This window comes from Halomonas sp. KAO (assembly GCF_015595025.1).
GTDB lineage: Bacteria > Pseudomonadota > Gammaproteobacteria > Pseudomonadales > Halomonadaceae > Halomonas.
This window is the reverse complement of record NZ_JADNRL010000024.1, coordinates 159,942-176,724: the sequence shown is the minus strand read 5'-3', so window position 1 is coordinate 176,724 and position 16,783 is coordinate 159,942. Positions and strand designations below refer to the sequence as shown.

14 protein-coding genes and 8 tRNA genes are annotated in these 16,783 nt (G+C 63.9%); 10 read left to right on the top strand and 12 right to left on the bottom strand.

The window, feature by feature from the left end:
* Nucleotides 1–144: 144 nt before the first annotated feature.
* The 3 genes from IOC61_RS11815 to IOC61_RS11805 all read left to right on the top strand — a co-directional run bounded on the left by IOC61_RS11815 (nucleotide 145) and on the right by IOC61_RS11805 (nucleotide 476).
* Nucleotides 145–231, top strand: a tRNA-Leu gene (locus IOC61_RS11815).
* A 33-nt stretch (nucleotides 232–264) separates the two neighbouring features.
* Nucleotides 265–351 (top strand) — tRNA-Leu (locus IOC61_RS11810).
* A 38-nt stretch (nucleotides 352–389) separates the two neighbouring features.
* Nucleotides 390–476 (top strand) — tRNA-Leu (locus IOC61_RS11805).
* Nucleotides 477–564: 88 nt separating this feature from the next.
* Here IOC61_RS11805 and IOC61_RS11800 read toward each other — a convergent pair.
* Together IOC61_RS11800 and IOC61_RS11795 are read right to left on the bottom strand one after the other, a co-directional pair.
* Nucleotides 565–1,425 (bottom strand): DNA/RNA non-specific endonuclease, encoded by an 861-nt coding sequence (locus IOC61_RS11800; protein ID WP_195688996.1) that lies wholly within the window; start codon nucleotides 1,423–1,425, stop codon nucleotides 565–567.
* A 199-nt stretch (nucleotides 1,426–1,624) separates the two neighbouring features.
* Nucleotides 1,625–1,900 (bottom strand): Lrp/AsnC family transcriptional regulator, encoded by a 276-nt coding sequence (locus IOC61_RS11795; protein ID WP_132044351.1) that lies wholly within the window; start codon nucleotides 1,898–1,900, stop codon nucleotides 1,625–1,627.
* Between the two features lie 302 nt (nucleotides 1,901–2,202).
* Between IOC61_RS11795 and IOC61_RS11790 the strand changes: the two genes are divergently transcribed.
* Nucleotides 2,203–2,517 carry a high-potential iron-sulfur protein gene (locus IOC61_RS11790; protein ID WP_195688995.1) on the top strand — a complete coding sequence of 105 codons (315 nt, stop codon included), beginning with the start codon at nucleotides 2,203–2,205 and terminating at the stop codon, nucleotides 2,515–2,517.
* A 150-nt stretch (nucleotides 2,518–2,667) separates the two neighbouring features.
* Here the strand turns inward: IOC61_RS11790 and IOC61_RS11785 are convergent, their stop codons facing one another.
* The 10 genes from IOC61_RS11785 to IOC61_RS11740 all read right to left on the bottom strand — a co-directional run bounded on the left by IOC61_RS11785 (nucleotide 2,668) and on the right by IOC61_RS11740 (nucleotide 11,322).
* Nucleotides 2,668–4,230: a SpoVR family protein gene (locus IOC61_RS11785; RefSeq protein ID WP_195688994.1), complete on the bottom strand. Its 1,563-nt coding sequence runs from the start codon at nucleotides 4,228–4,230 to the stop codon at nucleotides 2,668–2,670.
* Nucleotides 4,231–4,239: 9 nt separating this feature from the next.
* Nucleotides 4,240–5,526: a YeaH/YhbH family protein gene (locus IOC61_RS11780; protein ID WP_195688993.1), complete on the bottom strand. Its 1,287-nt coding sequence runs from the start codon at nucleotides 5,524–5,526 to the stop codon at nucleotides 4,240–4,242.
* Between the two features lie 50 nt (nucleotides 5,527–5,576).
* Entirely contained in the window at nucleotides 5,577–7,499 is a 1,923-nt protein-coding gene (locus tag IOC61_RS11775; protein WP_195688992.1) for a PrkA family serine protein kinase, read from the bottom strand.
* 233 nt (nucleotides 7,500–7,732) lie between these two features.
* A complete protein-coding gene (locus tag IOC61_RS11770) occupies nucleotides 7,733–9,745 on the bottom strand; it encodes an FAD-dependent oxidoreductase (protein WP_195688991.1) in 2,013 nt (670 codons plus the stop codon).
* Between the two features lie 285 nt (nucleotides 9,746–10,030).
* Nucleotides 10,031–10,107, bottom strand: a tRNA-Asp gene (locus IOC61_RS11765).
* Between the two features lie 3 nt (nucleotides 10,108–10,110).
* Nucleotides 10,111–10,187 (bottom strand) — tRNA-Val (locus tag IOC61_RS11760).
* A 49-nt stretch (nucleotides 10,188–10,236) separates the two neighbouring features.
* Nucleotides 10,237–10,313 (bottom strand) — tRNA-Asp (locus IOC61_RS11755).
* A gap of 29 nt (nucleotides 10,314–10,342) precedes the next feature.
* Nucleotides 10,343–10,419: transfer RNA gene (locus IOC61_RS11750), tRNA-Asp, on the bottom strand.
* 38 nt (nucleotides 10,420–10,457) lie between these two features.
* Nucleotides 10,458–10,533 (bottom strand) — tRNA-Val (locus IOC61_RS11745).
* 51 nt (nucleotides 10,534–10,584) lie between these two features.
* Nucleotides 10,585–11,322, bottom strand: coding sequence for an alpha/beta family hydrolase (locus IOC61_RS11740; protein ID WP_324254717.1), 738 nt, complete (start codon nucleotides 11,320–11,322; stop codon nucleotides 10,585–10,587).
* Nucleotides 11,323–11,487: 165 nt separating this feature from the next.
* On the opposite strand from IOC61_RS11740, the gene ccoN reads away from it, so the two are divergent.
* From ccoN to IOC61_RS11710, 6 genes are all read left to right on the top strand, one after another.
* Nucleotides 11,488–12,912, top strand: a complete 1,425-nt coding sequence (gene ccoN, locus IOC61_RS11735; RefSeq protein ID WP_195688990.1) for a cytochrome-c oxidase, cbb3-type subunit I — start codon at nucleotides 11,488–11,490, stop codon at nucleotides 12,910–12,912.
* A gap of 23 nt (nucleotides 12,913–12,935) precedes the next feature.
* A complete protein-coding gene (gene ccoO, locus IOC61_RS11730) occupies nucleotides 12,936–13,541 on the top strand; it encodes a cytochrome-c oxidase, cbb3-type subunit II (protein WP_132044312.1) in 606 nt (201 codons plus the stop codon).
* 2 nt (nucleotides 13,542–13,543) lie between these two features.
* The gene (locus IOC61_RS11725) at nucleotides 13,544–13,774 is read left to right on the top strand and encodes a cbb3-type cytochrome oxidase subunit 3 (RefSeq protein ID WP_195688989.1); all 231 of its coding nucleotides are present in this window, start codon (nucleotides 13,544–13,546) and stop codon (nucleotides 13,772–13,774) included.
* Nucleotides 13,771–14,700, top strand: coding sequence for a cytochrome-c oxidase, cbb3-type subunit III (gene ccoP / locus IOC61_RS11720; RefSeq protein WP_195688988.1), 930 nt, complete (start codon nucleotides 13,771–13,773; stop codon nucleotides 14,698–14,700). The genes IOC61_RS11725 and ccoP overlap by 4 nt, the downstream gene beginning before the upstream one ends.
* Before the next feature lie 133 nt (nucleotides 14,701–14,833).
* Complete coding sequence (ccoG, locus tag IOC61_RS11715; protein ID WP_229333100.1) at nucleotides 14,834–16,273, top strand: cytochrome c oxidase accessory protein CcoG; 1,440 nt, start codon at nucleotides 14,834–14,836, stop codon at nucleotides 16,271–16,273.
* A 1-nt stretch (nucleotide 16,274) separates the two neighbouring features.
* Entirely contained in the window at nucleotides 16,275–16,778 is a 504-nt protein-coding gene (locus IOC61_RS11710; protein WP_195688987.1) for a FixH family protein, read from the top strand.
* The last annotated feature ends 5 nt before the right edge of the window (nucleotides 16,779–16,783 follow it).

Sequence of the window (16,783 nt, the reverse complement as noted above, 5' to 3'; positions counted from 1 at the left end):
AGGGGTTCATTGATCATGGCCGCAGTATAGCGCCGCAGGCGCGGTCACCCAACCTTGATGAACCGGGCTGTGTGGGAAAAAATTGCCGCAGCCCCCTCGTTCCTCTTGCAAACCGACACAATTCGGGTAACATACGCGTCGCTTGCCCAGATGGCGGAATTGGTAGACGCGCTAGCTTCAGGTGCTAGTGTCCTTACGGACGTGGAGGTTCAAGTCCTCTTCTGGGCACCATTGCTCTTTATACAGTTCGACTCGCTCGTGTTCGCCCAGGTGGCGGAATTGGTAGACGCGCTAGCTTCAGGTGCTAGTGTCCTTACGGACGTGGAGGTTCAAGTCCTCTCCTGGGCACCATCCTTCGGGAAGCCCGAACACGACGAGATGCATGATGCGCCCAGGTGGCGGAATTGGTAGACGCGCTAGCTTCAGGTGCTAGTATCCTTACGGATGTGGAGGTTCAAGTCCTCTCCTGGGCACCATTCACTTCGCGTCATGCAGGTTAGAGCAGGCAAGATCATCGAGAAACCGCGACACTGGATCGCGGTTTTTTTGTATCTATACAACACGCTATTCGAAGCGCCCGGGGCGGTTTGCCACCTCCTCCAGCCCCCAGCCACGGGCATCGACCCGCCCCTCCAGCACTTCCGCTGACGACTCGGGGAGCCTGGGAAAGAAGTCGAGCCCGGTTCGCGCCTCGATGGCGTCGATGCTTACCAGATAGTCGCTCAATGACTCGTCGCCACGAACCCCCTGGGGCATGACGAAGGCCAGGGCCCGGGGCCTTTCGCCGGGTACCACGACAATCTTGTAGAAGGCCGCGGGGACCTCCACGAAGCCGACCCGATTGAGCACGTTATCGAGGAAGCGTTCGGGGAAGATCGGCCCGGTAATGACCTGCACCGCACCGAATCGCGGCACGAAATGATCCATCACCACCTCTTCCAGTCGCTGCCAGAGCCGGCGGTTGAGATCGGGCCGCTGGGGCGTCATGTTGCTCATGTAGAAGGTGTCGTGCTGGGCATCGCGACCATGCACCACGGCAATCGCGTAGTTGGGTGCCAGGTGCCCACGATCGAAGCCGCTGCCGGCGTAGTGGTCGGTGCCGATCGGCCACAGGGTACGCCAGTCCCGGCGAAATGCCGGACGCGGCCCCGACTCGGGGCTCTCGACCGCCTGAAGCCGATAGCTGACCCACAGCGGATTGACCCGCAGGTCGGACCAGCCGACCAGGAAGCCATCGTTGCGCAGCACGCGATGAAAGCCGGTGAGTGACGGCTCCTGCCACTCGGGCACCCCCATCCACACCAGCGAGTCGCGTAACTCACGCTCCTGGAAGTGCCACAGACCGCCCCCCACGACTACAAACAGCAGACTGACGGCAAAACGCCGCAGCGGGCGGCCACGGCGCAACGGACCGAAACGACTCATCCGTGAAAGGCTTCCCCGTTGATGAAGTGAGTGACGCAGGGCTATCGCAATTACCGAACCAAGGGGCGCCGGGGATAAGCCAAAGAGGGGATCCTACGCCAGGGAAGGCGTCGGTAGCGCCCTGGGAGGGGTTCATAGCACACCCTCGTCGGTCCGGCGTTCCGGGGCTTGTCGCCAGATCCACCACTGCCCCCGGTGACTACCAGCCCAGCGAGAACATGGTCTCCAGGTCGTGACGGGAGTGTACCTGCATGGCGTTGAGCGTCTCCGTCTCACGGATCCCCTCCACGGCATTGAGGCGCCCGGTCACCAGCTCGGCCAGGCTCTCGAAGTCACGCGTGCGCGCGATGGCCACCAGATCATAGCGGCCACAGGTGGAGTAGACCTCACTGACCCCTTCGACGTCGGCCAGGCGCTCGGCCACCGACTTGACCTGCCCCTTCTCGGTGTTGATCAGGATCACGGCATTCTGCATCGGGCTCTCTCCGGATGTCGCCCCGCGGGCGGAGATGGGCGGCGGGCAGCCGTCGAGACTGCCCGGGTTCTCGGATCGAGTATACCAGCTCCGGAGAGCGTGAAGCATCACCCTCTGATTGGCGCTCCTGGCGACGCGACAAGTCGTCGCAGCGCACCGTTCGCATACCGGGGGCGCCTTGACTATGATAACGAAGCGAACCCTGCCGACAGTCGACTGTCGGACGACTAGAGGTGGAACACCACCCGAGAATAGCGGGCTCAGGCCCGTCCGTGTCTGGCAACGTGATATAAGGAGATTCCATGGCTAACCACAGCCGTCGTGACTTCATGCGCCATAGCCTGATGGGCATGGCCGCCCTCCCCTTGGGAGCCGGCATCCTCTCCAGCCGCGCCTTTGCCCAGGACCTGCCGCCGCTGGACCCCTCCAGCGAGCAGGCACAGGCGCTCAACTACGTCAAGGACGCTAGCGAGGCTGCCGACCATCCGGCCTATGAGGAAGGCGAAAAGTGCAGTAACTGCATGTTCTTCCAGGCCGACAGCCAGGGCTGTCAGCTGTTTCCCCAGAACAGCGTCGAGCCGGCGGGCTGGTGCCAGTCCTGGACCGCCCAGAGCTGATGTCCGGGGCGGCAAACGCCGTCACCTGGCAATAGAACGAGGACCCGCGCCACGGCGCGGGTCCTGTTATATCTAAGCTGCATATAGCTTGCCTATGCCGGGCTACCTGCCGCCCATCAGCGTGCCACATGCCAGCACCATGACCGGCCATCAGCCCTCCCCGTTGCCGCCCTCCTCATCCGCCAGTGGCCATTGATAACGCCGCACCACTCGCTCGTCCTGAACCGACTCGAGGCGCACCGGGAAGCCCCACAGCTGATGCAGATGACGGATCACCGGATAGACGCTGCGCGCCAGCGGCCGGCGATCATCCTGGACATGATGCAGGGTCAGCGAGCGGTCGCCACGAATATCCGCGGAGTAGACCTGGATATTGGGCTCGCGTACCGCCAGTGCATAGTGGGCCGCCAGCGCGTCGCGGATGCGCTGATAGCCACGCTCGTCGTGGATCGCCGCCACCTCCAGCATCTCCTCCTGATCGTCGTCGATCACCATGAACAGCTTGAGGTCGCGAATCACCTTGGGCGACAGGAACTGCTGGATAAAGGATTCGTCCTTGAAGTTCTGCATGGCGAACTCCAGGGTTTCCCGCCAGTCGCTGCCGGCGATATCGGGGAACCAGCGACGGTCCTCCTCGGTGGGTGCCTCGCAGAGGCGCCGAAGGTCGCTGAACATGGCAAAGCCCAGGGCATAGGGATTGATGCCGTTGTACCAGGGGGCATCGAAGGGGGGCTGCTGAACCACCGCCGTATGCGACTGCAGAAACTCGAGCATCAGCCCCTCATCCACCGCGCCTTCGTCAAAGAGTCGGTTCATCAGGGTGTAGTGCCAGAAGGTGGCCCAGCCCTCGTTCATCACCTGGGTCTGGCGCTGGGGATAGAAGTACTGCGCCAGCTTGCGCACGATACGCACCACCTCCCGCTGCCACGGCGCCAGCAGCGGCGCGTTCTTCTCGATGAAGTAGAGCAGATTCTCCTGAGGCTCGGATGGGTAGCGACCGCCGGCATGCAGGCCGAGCGGGTCCTCCTGGTCATCCATCATCCCCGGCAGGCGATCCTCCTCGGCGCGCCCGGGGATGGTGCGCCACAGGGTGTTGACCTGGGCCTGCAGAAGCTCCTCGCGCTCCTTCTGACGACGCACCTCCTCCTCGGCGGAGATCGGCGAGGGCCGCTTGTAGCGATCGACCCCGTAGTTCTGCAGGGCGTGGCAGGCATCCAGCAGCTGCTCCACCGCCGCCACGCCGTGGCGCTCCTCGCACTCGGCGACATACTTGCGGGCGAACACCAGGTAGTCGATGATCGAGGCGGCGTCGGTCCAGGTACGAAACAGGTAGTTGCCCTTGAAGAAGGAGTTGTGGCCATAGCAGGCGTGGGCCATCACCAGCACCTGCATCATCAGGGTGTTCTCCTCCATCAGATAGGCGATGCAGGGGTCGGAATTGATCACCAGCTCGTAGGCAAGGCCCATCTGACCACGGCGGTAGGCCTGCTCCACGGCCAGAAACTGCTTGCCGAAGGACCAGTGGTGATAGCCCACCGGCATGCCCACGCTGGCGTAGGCATCCATCATCTGCTCGGAGGTGATGACCTCGATCTGGTTGGGATAGGTGTCGAGACGATACTCGTCCGCCAGCCGTGCGATCTCCCGCTCGAATTCGGCGAGTATCTCGAAGTTCCAGTCGGACCCCGTGGCGATGGGCTTGCGTCGGGTCATCTTGCCTCCTCAGCCGCCGGCGACGCGGCGCTTGAACAGCTCGCGGAACACCGGGTAAATATCTCCGGCCTCGACGATCTGGCGCATGGCGAAACGCGCCGGGAATTCGGCCGCCACGCTCTCGTACTCCTCCCACAGCGCCTGGTGCGCGTGGGGGGTGATCTCCACATAGGTGAAGTACTGCAGGCGCGGCATCAGCTTCTTGACCAGCAGGTCACGGCAGGCCACCGAGTCATCGTCCCAGTTATCCCCATCCGAGGCCTGGGCCACGTAGAGATTCCACTGCCCCGGCGGGTAACGCTCGGCGATGACCTCGTCCACCAGCGTCAATGCACTGGAAACGATGGTGCCGCCGGTCTCCCGCGAGTAGAAGAACTCCTCCTCGTCGACCTCCCTGGCGGCGGTGTGGTGGCGCACGAAGACCAGCTCGACCTTCTCGTAGTTGCGCTCGAGAAACAGATAGAGCAACAGGAAGAAGCGCTTGGCAATATCCTTGTGGGACTGGGTCATGGAGCCGGAGACATCCATGACGCAGAACATGACGGCCTTGCTGGAGGGCTGGGGCTGGTTGACCAGGTGGTTGTAGCGAAGGTCATAGGTGTCGATGAAGGGTACCGCCTCGAGGCGTTTCTCGAGGCGCTCCACCTCAGCCTTCAGCTCGGCGATGCGCACCGGATTGCGCATTACCGGATCCTTTCGTTCCTCGATCTCCAGCGCCTCACGGGCTTCACGCAGGGCACGACGAATCGGTGCGCGCATGGCGATGCGCCGGGCGTGGGCCTCGCGCATGGAGCGCACGATATTGATCCGTGCGGGCACCCCCTCCCTGGAGACTCCCGCGCGCACCGGGCGCACCTCGTCGAGGTCCACCAGCGCCTTGCGCTCCAGGTGGGGCAGCTCCAGGCCGTCGAAGACGAAGTCGAGGAACTCATCCCGGGAGAGGGTAAAGGCGAACTCGTCCACGCCCTCGCCCTGGTTCGAGGCACCGCCCTCACCGGCTCCATCACCGCCACCGCCGCCTCCCGGGCGTTGCAGGCGATCCCCCTCCACAAACTCCTTGTTGCCGGGGGCGATGATGCGCCGCTTGCCACCGGAGCCGTGCTGGAATACCGGCTCCGAGATATCACGCGCGGGAATCGAGACCTTCTCGCCGCGCTCCATGTCGGTGATCGAACGCCGATTGACCGCCTCCTCCACCGAGCGCTTGATATGCGTGCGATAACGGTCGAGGAAGCGCTGCCGATTGACCGCACTCTTGTGCTTGGCATTCGCCCGCCGGTCGATGAAGTAGCTCATGGCAACTCTCCTGCGCGCCGCGGGGGCCCGCCCCACGACGCGGCGTCGGGCTACTGGGACTTGCGCACCCGCAGATACCACTCTGACAGCAGGCGCACCTGCTTTTCGGTATAGCCACGCTCCACCATGCGCGCCACGAAGTCCTCATGCTTCTTCTGGTCGGCGCTGGAGGCCTTGGCGTTGAAGGAGATCACCGGCAGCAGCTCTTCGGTATTGGCGAACATCTTGTGCTCGATCACCCCGCGCAGCTTCTCGTAGGACTGCCAGCTGGGGTTCATGCCATTGTTCTGGGCACGCGCCCGCAGCACGAAGTTGACCACCTCGTGACGGAAGTCCTTGGGATTGGAGATCCCCGCCGGCTTCTCGATCTTCTCCAGCTCCTCGTTGAGGGCCTGGCGATCGAGGAACTCACCGGTCTCGGGGTCGCGGTACTCCTGATCCTGGATCCAGAAGTCGGCATAGGTCACATAGCGGTCGAAGATGTTCTGACCATACTCGGAGTAGGACTCGAGGTAGGCGGTCTGGATCTCCTTGCCGATGAAGTCCACGTAGCGAGGCGCCAGGAACTCCTTGATGAAGCGCAGGTAGCGCTGGAAGGTCTCGCTCGGCAGCTGCTCCTGCTCCAGGCGCTGCTCCAGCACGTAGAGCAGGTGCACCGGGTTGGCCGCCACCTCCAGGGTATCGAAGTTGAACACCTTGGAGAGGATCTTGAAGGCGAAACGGGTCGAGAGTCCATCCATCCCCTCGTCGACGCCGGCGCTGTCGCGATACTCCTGGATCGACTTGGCCTTGGGGTCGGTGTCCTTGAGGTTCTCGCCATCGTAGACCCGCATCTTGGAGTAGATGCTGGAGTTCTCCGGCTCCTTGAGCCGTGACAGCACCGAGAACTGCGCCAGCATGCGCAGGGTGTCCGGCGCACAGGGCGCCTCGGCCAGTGACGAGTGCTCCAGCAGTTTCCTGTAGATGCTGATCTCCTCGGAGACCCGCAGGCAGTAAGGGACCTTGACGATATAGACCCGATCCAGGAAGGCCTCGTTGTTGCGGTTGTTGCGGAAGGTCTGCCACTCGCTCTCGTTGGAGTGGGCCAGCACCACCCCCTCGAAGGGGATCGCCCCCATGCCTTCGGTCGGGTTGTAGTTGCTCTCCTGGGTGGCGGTCAGTAGCGGATGCAGCACCTTGATCGGCGCCTTGAACATCTCGACGAACTCCATCAGCCCCTGGTTGGCTCGACACAGCCCCCCGGAGAAGCTGTAGGCATCCGGGTCATCCTGGGAGTAAAGCTCGAGCTGGCGGATATCCACCTTGCCCACCAGCGAGGAGATGTCCTGGTTGTTCTCGTCACCGGGCTCGGTCTTGGAGATGGCGATCTGGTTGAGCCGCGACGGGTAGAGCCGCACCACCCTGAACTGGCTGATATCACCGCCATACTCCCTGAGCCGCTTGGCCGCCCAGGGCGACATCACGCTCTTCAGATAGCGACGGGGAACGCCATACTCCTTCTCCAGCAGCTCGCCATCCTCCTCCGGCGAGAACAGCCCCAGTGGCGACTCGTAGACCGGCGAACCCTTGATGGCATAGAAGGGCACCTTCTCCATCAGCAGCTTGAGCCGCTCGGCCAGCGATGACTTGCCCCCGCCCACCGGGCCCAGCAGATAGAGGATCTGCTTGCGCTCCTCCAGCCCCTGGGCGGCATGACGAAAGTAGGCGACGATCTGCTCGATGGCCTCCTCCATGCCGTAGAACTCGGCGAAGGCCGGATAGCGGCGAATCACCTTGTTGGAGAAGATGCGTGACAACCGCGGATCCTTCGCCGTGTCGATGACCTCCGGCTCGCCGATCGCCTGGAGCATGCGCTCGGCGGACGAGGCATAGGCCAGCGGATCATCGCGGCATAGCTCCAGATACTCCTGCAGGTTCATCTCTTCCTGCTGGACGCGGGCGAAACGATTCTGCACATGGTCAAAGATGCTCATCGATGCCTCCTTAAGCCCGATGGCTCGGCGCCGACTCTTTGGCGCTCGAGAACTGGGTCACTCACAGCGTAGACAGGCGGGTTTCGACACAACGGATAGTGAGTCAACGTTCCGCTTACTCTTATGAACGCTAGGGGGTGCGGAGGGTTCGATGGCGTGGCGTCATGTCATTCAACGCAGCGGGCCTGTCGCCCCGGTGACGACAGGCCCGAGAAGGGGCAGCCAGGCGGCTCTCAGAGTTCGGCGGCCACCCGCGTGCCCTGGTCGATGGCGCGCTTGGCATCGAGCTCGCCGGGCTCGAAGGCGCCACCGACCAGATGCACCACCACCCCGGCATCGCGCAGCGGCGCATAGAGATCACGCACCGGCTCCTGGCCGGCGCAGACCACCACCGTATCGACCGCCAGCAGGCGCGACTGGTCCTCATGCCGGATATGCAGTCCGGCATCATCGATGTGCAGATACTCGCAGCCAGCCAGGCTCTCCATGCCTCGCTGTCGCAGCGATGCCCGATGCACCCAGCCGGTGGTCTTGCCGAGCCCCTTGCCCGGCTTGGAGCGCTTGCGCTGGAGCAGGAAGACCTGGCGCGGCACCTCGGGACGCTCCGGGGCCCTGAGTCCGCCCGGCGACGAGACGGAGAGATCCACGCCCCACTCCCTGCACCAGGCGTCACGATCCAGGGAGGGCTGTCCAACATGGGTCAACAGCTCCGCCACGTCGAAGCCGATCCCCCCCGCGCCAATGATCGCGACTCGCGGCCCGACCCGCTCGGGGTGCAGGATCGCCTCGGGATAACTCATCACCCTGGGGTGCTCGCTGCCCGGCAGCTCGAGGCGGCGCGGGCGCACACCACTGGCCACCACCACCGCATCGAAGTCGCGCAGCGCTGCCACATCCGCCTCGCAGTTGAGCCGCAGCTGCACGCCGTGCTTGTCCAGCATCACTCGAAAGTAGCGCAGGGTCTCGTCGAACTCCTCCTTGCCGGGAATCTGGCGGGCATAGTGAAACTGACCGCCCAGCTCGGGGCTTCGCTCGAAGAGCGTCACCCGGTGGCCTCGCTGGGCCGCGGTCAGCGCCGCGGCCAGACCCGCCGGCCCGCCGCCGACCACGCCGATGCGCCGCGGCGTGGTCGCCGGCTCGATGACCAGCTCGGTCTCATGGCCGGCCCGCGGATTGACCAGGCAGGAGGTCGGCTTGCCCTCGAAGGTATGATCCAGGCAGGCCTGGTTGCAGGCAATGCAGGTGTTGATCTCGTCGCTGCGCCCCGCCGCCGCCTTGCTGACCCAGGCCGGATCGGCGAGAAAGGGTCGCGCCATGCTGACCATGTCGGCATGGTCTTCGGCCAGCACCCGTTCGGCGACCTCCGGCATATTGATGCGGTTGGTGGTGATCAAGGGCAGGGAGACCGCCCCCCTCAGCCGCCGGGTCACCTCGGTGAACGCCGCCCGGGGCACGCTGGTGACGATGGTCGGCACCCTTGCCTCATGCCAGCCGATGCCGGTATTGAGGGCGTCGGCGCCGGCGGCCTCGAGCGCCCTGGCCAGGGCCACCACCTCGTCATGGGTGCTGCCCTCCTCGACCAGGTCGATCATGGAGAGCCGGAAGATGACCGCGAAATCCGCCCCCACCGCCGCGCGAATGCGCCGCATGATCTCCAGCGGGAAGCGAATTCGGTTCTCGAAGGCGCCCCCCCACTCATCGTCGCGATGATTGGTTCGCCGGCAGATAAACTGATTGATCAGGTAGCCCTCCGAGCCCATCACCTCCACGCCATCGTAACCCGCCTGCCTGGCGAGGGTGGCACAGCGGACATAGTCGTCGATCTGGCGCTCCACCTCATCGCTACCCAGCGCCCGGGGGGCAAAGGGGTTGATGGGCGCCTGGATCGCCGAAGGCGCCACCAGCTCCGGCGTATAGGCATAGCGCCCGGCATGCAGGATCTGCATGCAGATCCGCCCTCCCTCGCCGTGCACCGCATCGATCACCCGACGGTGATCGCCCAGCTGCGCCTCATGCTCGAGGGTCGCCGCCCCCTGAAAGACGGCGCCCTCGGGATTCGGGGCGATGCCTCCGGTCACGATCAGTCCGACACCCTCTCGGGCGCGCTCGGCATAGAAGGTCGCCAGGCGCTCGAAGCCGTTCGGCCTCTCTTCCAGATTGGTGTGCATGGAACCCATCAGTACCCGGTTCGGCAGGGTCAGGTGACCCAGCCGCAGGGACCGAAAGAGGTGGGGATAAGCGGCCACGGCGGCACTCCTCTGTTGTTGACATACACCTTATTGTTGGCATAACGCCTTGTTGTTGGCGTGACACTGCATCGGGAGCACCCGCGACAAGCGGGGCCCGAGCGCAGCGGGCGAATTCAAACAACTGTATGACAGTTGAGGCTCGAGAGGAAGGCGCGGACAGGGGAACTGCAGATGGCGGCTGAAGCGAAGTTGCCGAAGTGAAGTTCTGAAGTGAAGCTATAGTGGGCTGAAACGACGAAGCCCCGAGCACTGGGCTCGGGGCTTCTGAATTCGTGGCGATAATGGCGGACCGGACGGGACTCGAACCCGCGACCTCCGGCGTGACAGGCCGGCATTCTAACCAACTGAACTACCGGTCCGCGTGGTGGGTGATACCGGATTCGAACCAGTGACCCCCAGCATGTGAGGCTGGTGCTCTAACCAACTGAGCTAATCACCCACGTAAATCGCACTGGATACTGCACTTGCTTGAGACTGTCGAGCCTTGATGGCGGACCGGACGGGACTCGAACCCGCGACCTCCGGCGTGACAGGCCGGCATTCTAACCAACTGAACTACCGGTCCGCAACAGGGCTGACTGACTGGAAACACGTTGGCGGACCGGACGGGACTCGAACCCGCGACCTCCGGCGTGACAGGCCGGCATTCTAACCAACTGAACTACCGGTCCGCTGCGTGTTGCCTACGTAATCGGGACTGCCTAGGCAGTGGTGGGTGGTACTGGGTTCGAACCAGTGACCCCCAGCTTGTAAGGCTGGTGCTCTCCCAACTGAGCTAACCACCCCCGGTACGTGGCGCTGCATTCTACAGGGGCCGGCCCGAATGTCAACGCCTTTTATCGAACGGCGTCGACTCCACCATGCTCACCCATAAAGCCGGCGATGGCGACGGCGCCCGCCTCGATCAACCTCACCTGGGTCGTGCCGCTGGCGCGCCGTGGCTTCCAGTCGTGGTCGCCATCCTCCAGCCAGTGCAGGCGTGCCGCCTCGGGCAGTACATAGCCTGCCACCTCTTCACGGGTGCCGAAGGGGTCACGACTGCCCTGCACCACCAGGGTAGGGCAGGCGAGTTGCGGCCAGTGATCGAGGCGCAGCCGCTCGGGTCTGCCGGGCGGGTGGAAGGGGTAACCGCAGAGTACCAGCCCCGGGGCGCCATCGCGGGCGGCGAGCAGGCTGGCTACCCGCCCCCCCATGGACTTGCCACCCAACCACAGCGGTGGCAGCTCGGGGTGTGACAGAAGGTCGCACCAGGCCGCCATCTCCTCCACCAGGGTGTTCACCCCCGGTGGCGGACGACGACGCCCTTCGCGACGCATTCGCTGAAGGTAGCCGAACTCGATGGCCAGGGTCTGGACACCGGCCACGGAGAGACCGTCGCGCAGCCGTTGTAGGAACGTGGAATCCTGGCCCGCACCGGCCCCATGGGCCATCAGCAGACGACCGATGCGCGCCTCACCCCGCACCTCCAGCGGCCCCTCCGGCAGCTGCCACAGGCCGCACTCGCCTCTCAGCAGACGCTCGCGACACTCGGACGAAGCCATCGCCCCGGCCTGCTGGTGGATGAAGTCTGACACGAGATCTCCTCTACAAGTTCTCCAAATACACACTTGGGCGTGTTCAGGATATTGCCCGGCTGGGGTAGAATCCCCCGCGAATTGACCTGCATCATCCTCAGGGAGGCCGCGTCCGTGACACACTGACGCAGCTTTATCTCCTACCGCGTTCGATGGGAACCCGACATGAGCACAGCATTTGAACACCCGACCTACAACTACAAGGTAGTTCGGCAGTTCGCGATCATGACCGTGGTCTGGGGCATCGTGGGCATGACACTCGGTGTCACCCTCGCCGCCCAGCTGGTCTGGCCGCAACTGAACCTCGATCTACCCTGGACCAGCTTCGGACGCCTGCGCCCGCTGCACACCAACGCCGTGATCTTCGCCTTCGGCGGCTCGGCACTGATTGCCACCTCCTACTACGTGGTACAGCGGACCTGTCAGGTGAGGCTGTTCTCCGACCGGCTCGCCGCCTTCACCTTCTGGGGCTACCAGGCGGTGATCCTGCTCGCCGTGGTGACCCTGCCGCTGGGCTACACCACCACCAAGGAGTACGCCGAGCTGGAGTGGCCGATCAACATCCTGCTGGCAGTGGTCTGGATCGCCTACGCGATCGTCTTCCTGATGACCATCAAGCGCCGCAAGGTGTCGCACATCTATGTGGCCAACTGGTTCTATGCTGCGTTTATCCTCACCATCGCCGTGCTTCATATCGTCAACAACGCGGCGATCCCTGTCACCGCCTGGTACTCCACCTCCATCTACGCCGGCGCCATCGACGCCATGGTGCAGTGGTGGTACGGCCACAACGCGGTAGGCTTCTTCCTGACCGCCGGCTTCCTGGGCATGATGTACTACTTCGTGCCCAAGCAGGCCGAGCGTCCGGTCTACTCCTATCGCCTCTCCATCGTCCACTTCTGGGCGCTGATCATGGTCTACATGTGGGCCGGCCCGCACCATCTTCACTATACCGCCCTGCCCAACTGGACCCAGTCGCTGGGCATGGTGCTGTCGATCATCCTGCTCGCACCCTCCTGGGGCGGCATGATCAACGGCATGATGACGCTCTCCGGCGCCTGGCATAAGCTGCGTACCGACCCCACCCTGCGCTTCCTGGTGGTCGCCCTCTCGTTCTACGGCATGTCCACCTTCGAGGGTCCGATGATGGCGGTGAAGACCGTCAACGCCCTCTCCCACTATACCGACTGGACCATCGGTCACGTCCATGCCGGCGCCCTGGGCTGGGTGGCGATGATCACCATCGGCTCCATGTATCACCTGATTCCGCGCCTGTTCGGCCGCACCGAGATGTACTCGGTCAACCTGATCGCCGTGCACTTCTGGCTGGCGACCATCGGCACCGTGCTCTACATCGCCTCCATGTGGGTCAACGGCATCCTGCAGGGCCTGATGTGGCGTGCGATCAACCCGGACGGCACCCTGATGTACACCTTCGTCGAGGCCGTCGAGGCCAGTGGCCCCGGTTACATCGTGCGCCTGATCGGCGGCCTGTGCTGGGTCACCGGCATGCTGATCATGGCCTATAACGTCAGCCGGACCATCAAGCGCGGCGAAGAGGCCCATCAGCCGCTTCCGCAGACCGCCTGAGCCTACAGGGAACGAGACTTCCAATGAGACACGAGATCGTCGAAAAGAACGTCGGCCTGCTCGCCGTGCTGATTCTGGTGGTAATCAGCTTCGGCGGCCTGGCCGAGGTGGTGCCACTGTTCTTCCAGAAGCAGACCACGCAGCCGGTAGAGGGGCTCAAGCCACTGTCGGCCCTGGAGCTCGAAGGACGCGACATCTATCGCCGCGAGGGTTGCGTCGGCTGCCACTCGCAGATGGTGCGCCCCTTCCGCGCGGAAACCGAGCGCTATGGCCCCTACACCGTGGCCGGTGAAACGGTCTACGACCACAACTTCCTGTGGGGCTCCAAGCGTACCGGGCCCGACCTCGCCCGCGTAGGCGGCCGCTACAGCGACGACTGGCACCGCGCGCACATGTACAACCCGCGTGACGTGGTGCCCGAGTCGGTGATGCCCGCCTACCCATGGCTGTTCGAGAACACCGTCGACGGCGAGGCCACGCCCAAGAAGATGCGCGCCCTGCGTGCCCTCGGCGTGCCCTATACCGACGAGCAGATCGAAAACGCCACCAGCGAGGTACGTGGCGAGCAGGAGATCACCGCTCTGATCGCCTATCTGCAGCAGCTAGGCACCGTTCTCAAGGATAACTGATCATGGACAGCGGCACCGTAAGCGGCATCGTTACCGGCATCCTGATCGTGACCTTCATCGGCATCACGGTGTGGGCCTACTCGAAGCGGCGCAAGCCGGACTTCGATGAAGCGGCCAATCTGCCCTTCAGCGACGATGACGAGACACCGAACCATGACACGAGCGCCTCGCCGAACGGGGTCGATTCCCGCAAGAGCGATTCTTGCAAGAGCAAGGGAGACAGGAACACATGAATAATCTCTGGGGTGACTCCCTTTCCGGGTTCTGGAGCGCCTGGATCATCGTCATCACGCTGGGCTCCATCGGTCTTGCCTTCTGGCTTCTCTATGCCAACCGCAAGACCGACAAGACCCCCGATGCCGAGGGCAATGTCGATACCACCGGCCATGCTGCCGACGGCATCGAGGAGTACGACAACCCGCTGCCGCGCTGGTGGTTCCAGCTCTACGTCGGCACCGTGATCTTCGCGCTGGGCTACCTGGTGCTCTACCCGGGCCTGGGCAACTTTGCCGGCCTGCTGGGCTGGAGCCAGGAGGGTCAATGGGAGCAGGAAGTGGCGCGAGCCGAGGAGCGCTTCACTCCGATCTTCGCCCAGTACGAGGAGGTGCCGATTCCCGAGCTGGCCCAGGACGCGGAGGCCATGCAGGTCGCCGAACGCATCTTCCTCAACAACTGTGCGGTGTGTCACGGTTCGGGCGCTCAGGGCGGCTACGGCTTCCCCAACCTGACCGACGACGACTGGCTGTATGGCGGCGAGCCGGAGAATATCCTGGCGACCCTCAACAACGGCCGCAACGGCCTGATGCCCTCCTGGCAGCAGCTGGGCGAGGAGAACATCGAGAACGTTACCCAGCATGTCCTCGCGCTCTCCGGCAACGAGCATGATGCCGAGCGCGCCGAGAGCGGTGCGGCGACCTTCGCCTCGGTATGTGCCGCCTGCCACATGCCCGACGGCACCGGCAACCAGGCACTAGGCTCGCCCAACCTGACCAACGACATCTGGCTCTATCAGCAGCCCGGCCAGAGTGTGGCCGACGCCGTGCGCCAGACCCTGCGTAACGGCCGCAACGGCCATATGCCGGCCCAGGCCGCCTATATCGGCGAAGAGCGTGTCCACCTGGTGGCCGCCTACGTCTACAGCCTGCGCGACCAGGACTGAGACAGCCGATCCCGGCAAGGCTGAAAGGGTGCGACCTCAGGTCGCACCCTTTCTCGTTTATGCGGCGCATCGATACAATAGCACCATCCCGCCCCGAAGCGACCCGGGTCCTCCCTCCTGCCGTGAGCCAGCCATGAGCGACAAGATTCCTACTCGCGATGTCACACCGCCATCCGTGCAGCACCATACGCCCACGGAAGCGGTCACCCAGGAGATGTATGCCAGTCGGCGCCATATCTATGTGCGTGAGATAAAGGGCGTCTTCCAGCGCCTGCGCCGCACCTCCAACTGGTTGCTGATGCTGGCCTTCTTCCTGCTGCCCTGGGTGCCCTGGGGCGACCGCCCCGCCATCTGGTTCAATCTGCCCGGTCGCGAGTTCCATATCTTCTCGGCCACCTTCTACCCCCAGGAGTTCATGCTGCTCTCCTGGCTGCTGATCATCTGCGCCTTCGGACTGTTCTTCATTACCGTGTTTGCCGGCCGCGTCTGGTGTGGCTACACCTGCCCCCAGAGCGTCTGGACCTTCCTGTTCATCTGGGTCGAGCACCGCCTGGAGGGTTCGCGCAACCGTCGCATCAAGCTCGACAAGCAGCCCATGAACGCCGACAAGCTGTGGCGCAAGGGGGCCAAGCACGCCATCTGGCTGATCATTGCCCTGGCCACCGGCGTCACCTTCGTGGGCTACTTCACCCCCATCCGTGACCTGGTGGTCGAACTGCCGACCCTGGAGGCCCACGGCTGGTCCTACTTCTGGGTCGGCTTCTTCCTGGTCTTTACCTACCTCAATGCCGGCTGGCTGCGTGAACAGGTGTGCATCTACATGTGCCCCTACGCCCGCTTCCAGTCGGTGATGTTCGACCGCGACACCCTGATCGTCTCCTACGACGCCGCCCGCGGCGAACCCCGCGGTCATCGCAAGAAGAGCCTCTCCCATGAGCAGGCCCGCGAGGCCGGTCATGGCGACTGCATCGACTGCGACCTGTGCGTGCAGGTCTGTCCCACCGGCATCGACATCCGCGACGGCCTGCAGGTGGAGTGCATCTCCTGTGCGGCCTGCATCGATGCCTGCGACAGCGTGATGGACAAGATGGGCTACCCCCGTGGTCTGATCCGTTACACCACCGAGAACGCGCTTGAGGGCAAGCCCACCCATATCCTGCGGCCACGCCTGATAGGCTATCTCGCCGCCCTGCTGGCGATGATCGGGCTGTTCGCCTGGACCGTCAGCGATCGCACGCCGCTCTCCTTCGACGTGGAGCGCGACCGCAACCGGCTGTTCCAGACCACCGCCCAGGGCAACATCAGCAACAGCTACACCATCACGGTACGCAACATGGATGGCGAGGCCCACGTCTATCGCCTGGAGGCATCGGGCCTGCCCGGGCTGACACTGGATACCGAGAGCATCCGAGTCCCGGCCAGTGACTCACGCCAGCGGGTGGTCAACATCACCGTGCCGGGAGAGGTGATCGAACGGCCCAGCCATGCCATTACCCTGCGACTGACCGCCGAGCGGTCCCCCGATATCAGCCTGGAGCGCGAGGCACGCTTCCTCGGCGAACTGCGGAGATAACATGCGCGAAGACCTCAAGCCCTGGTACAAGCAGTTCTGGCCCTGGTTTCTGATCGGGCTCCTGATGTCATCGATCACCTTCAGCCTCATCTACCTGGCCGTCTCGATTCGCTACTACGATGGCTCGGTTGGCGGCGACTACTACAAGCGCGGCCTGGCCATCAACGAGCAGCTGGCCAAACAGGAGCATGCCCGGGCGCTGGGGCTCGAGGCCCAGGTGCTGTTCGATAACCGCACCGGTGACGTCGTGGTGGACCTGGTGGGAGAGAGTCGCCCGGAGAGCCTTGCCCTGGCACTGATCTTCCCCACCGACAGCGACTTCGACCGCGAGCTGACCCTGGAGCATGTACATGAGGGTCGCTATCTCACCACCCTGGAGGAGCCATTGCGCTACCGCTGGTACCTGCAGCTGCAGCCCGAGGCAGGCGAGCAGGCCGAGTGGCGACTCACCGGCGAGATCAGCTTCCCGAACGATGCCCCCGTCACCCTGAAGCCGGGCCTCTAGCCCGG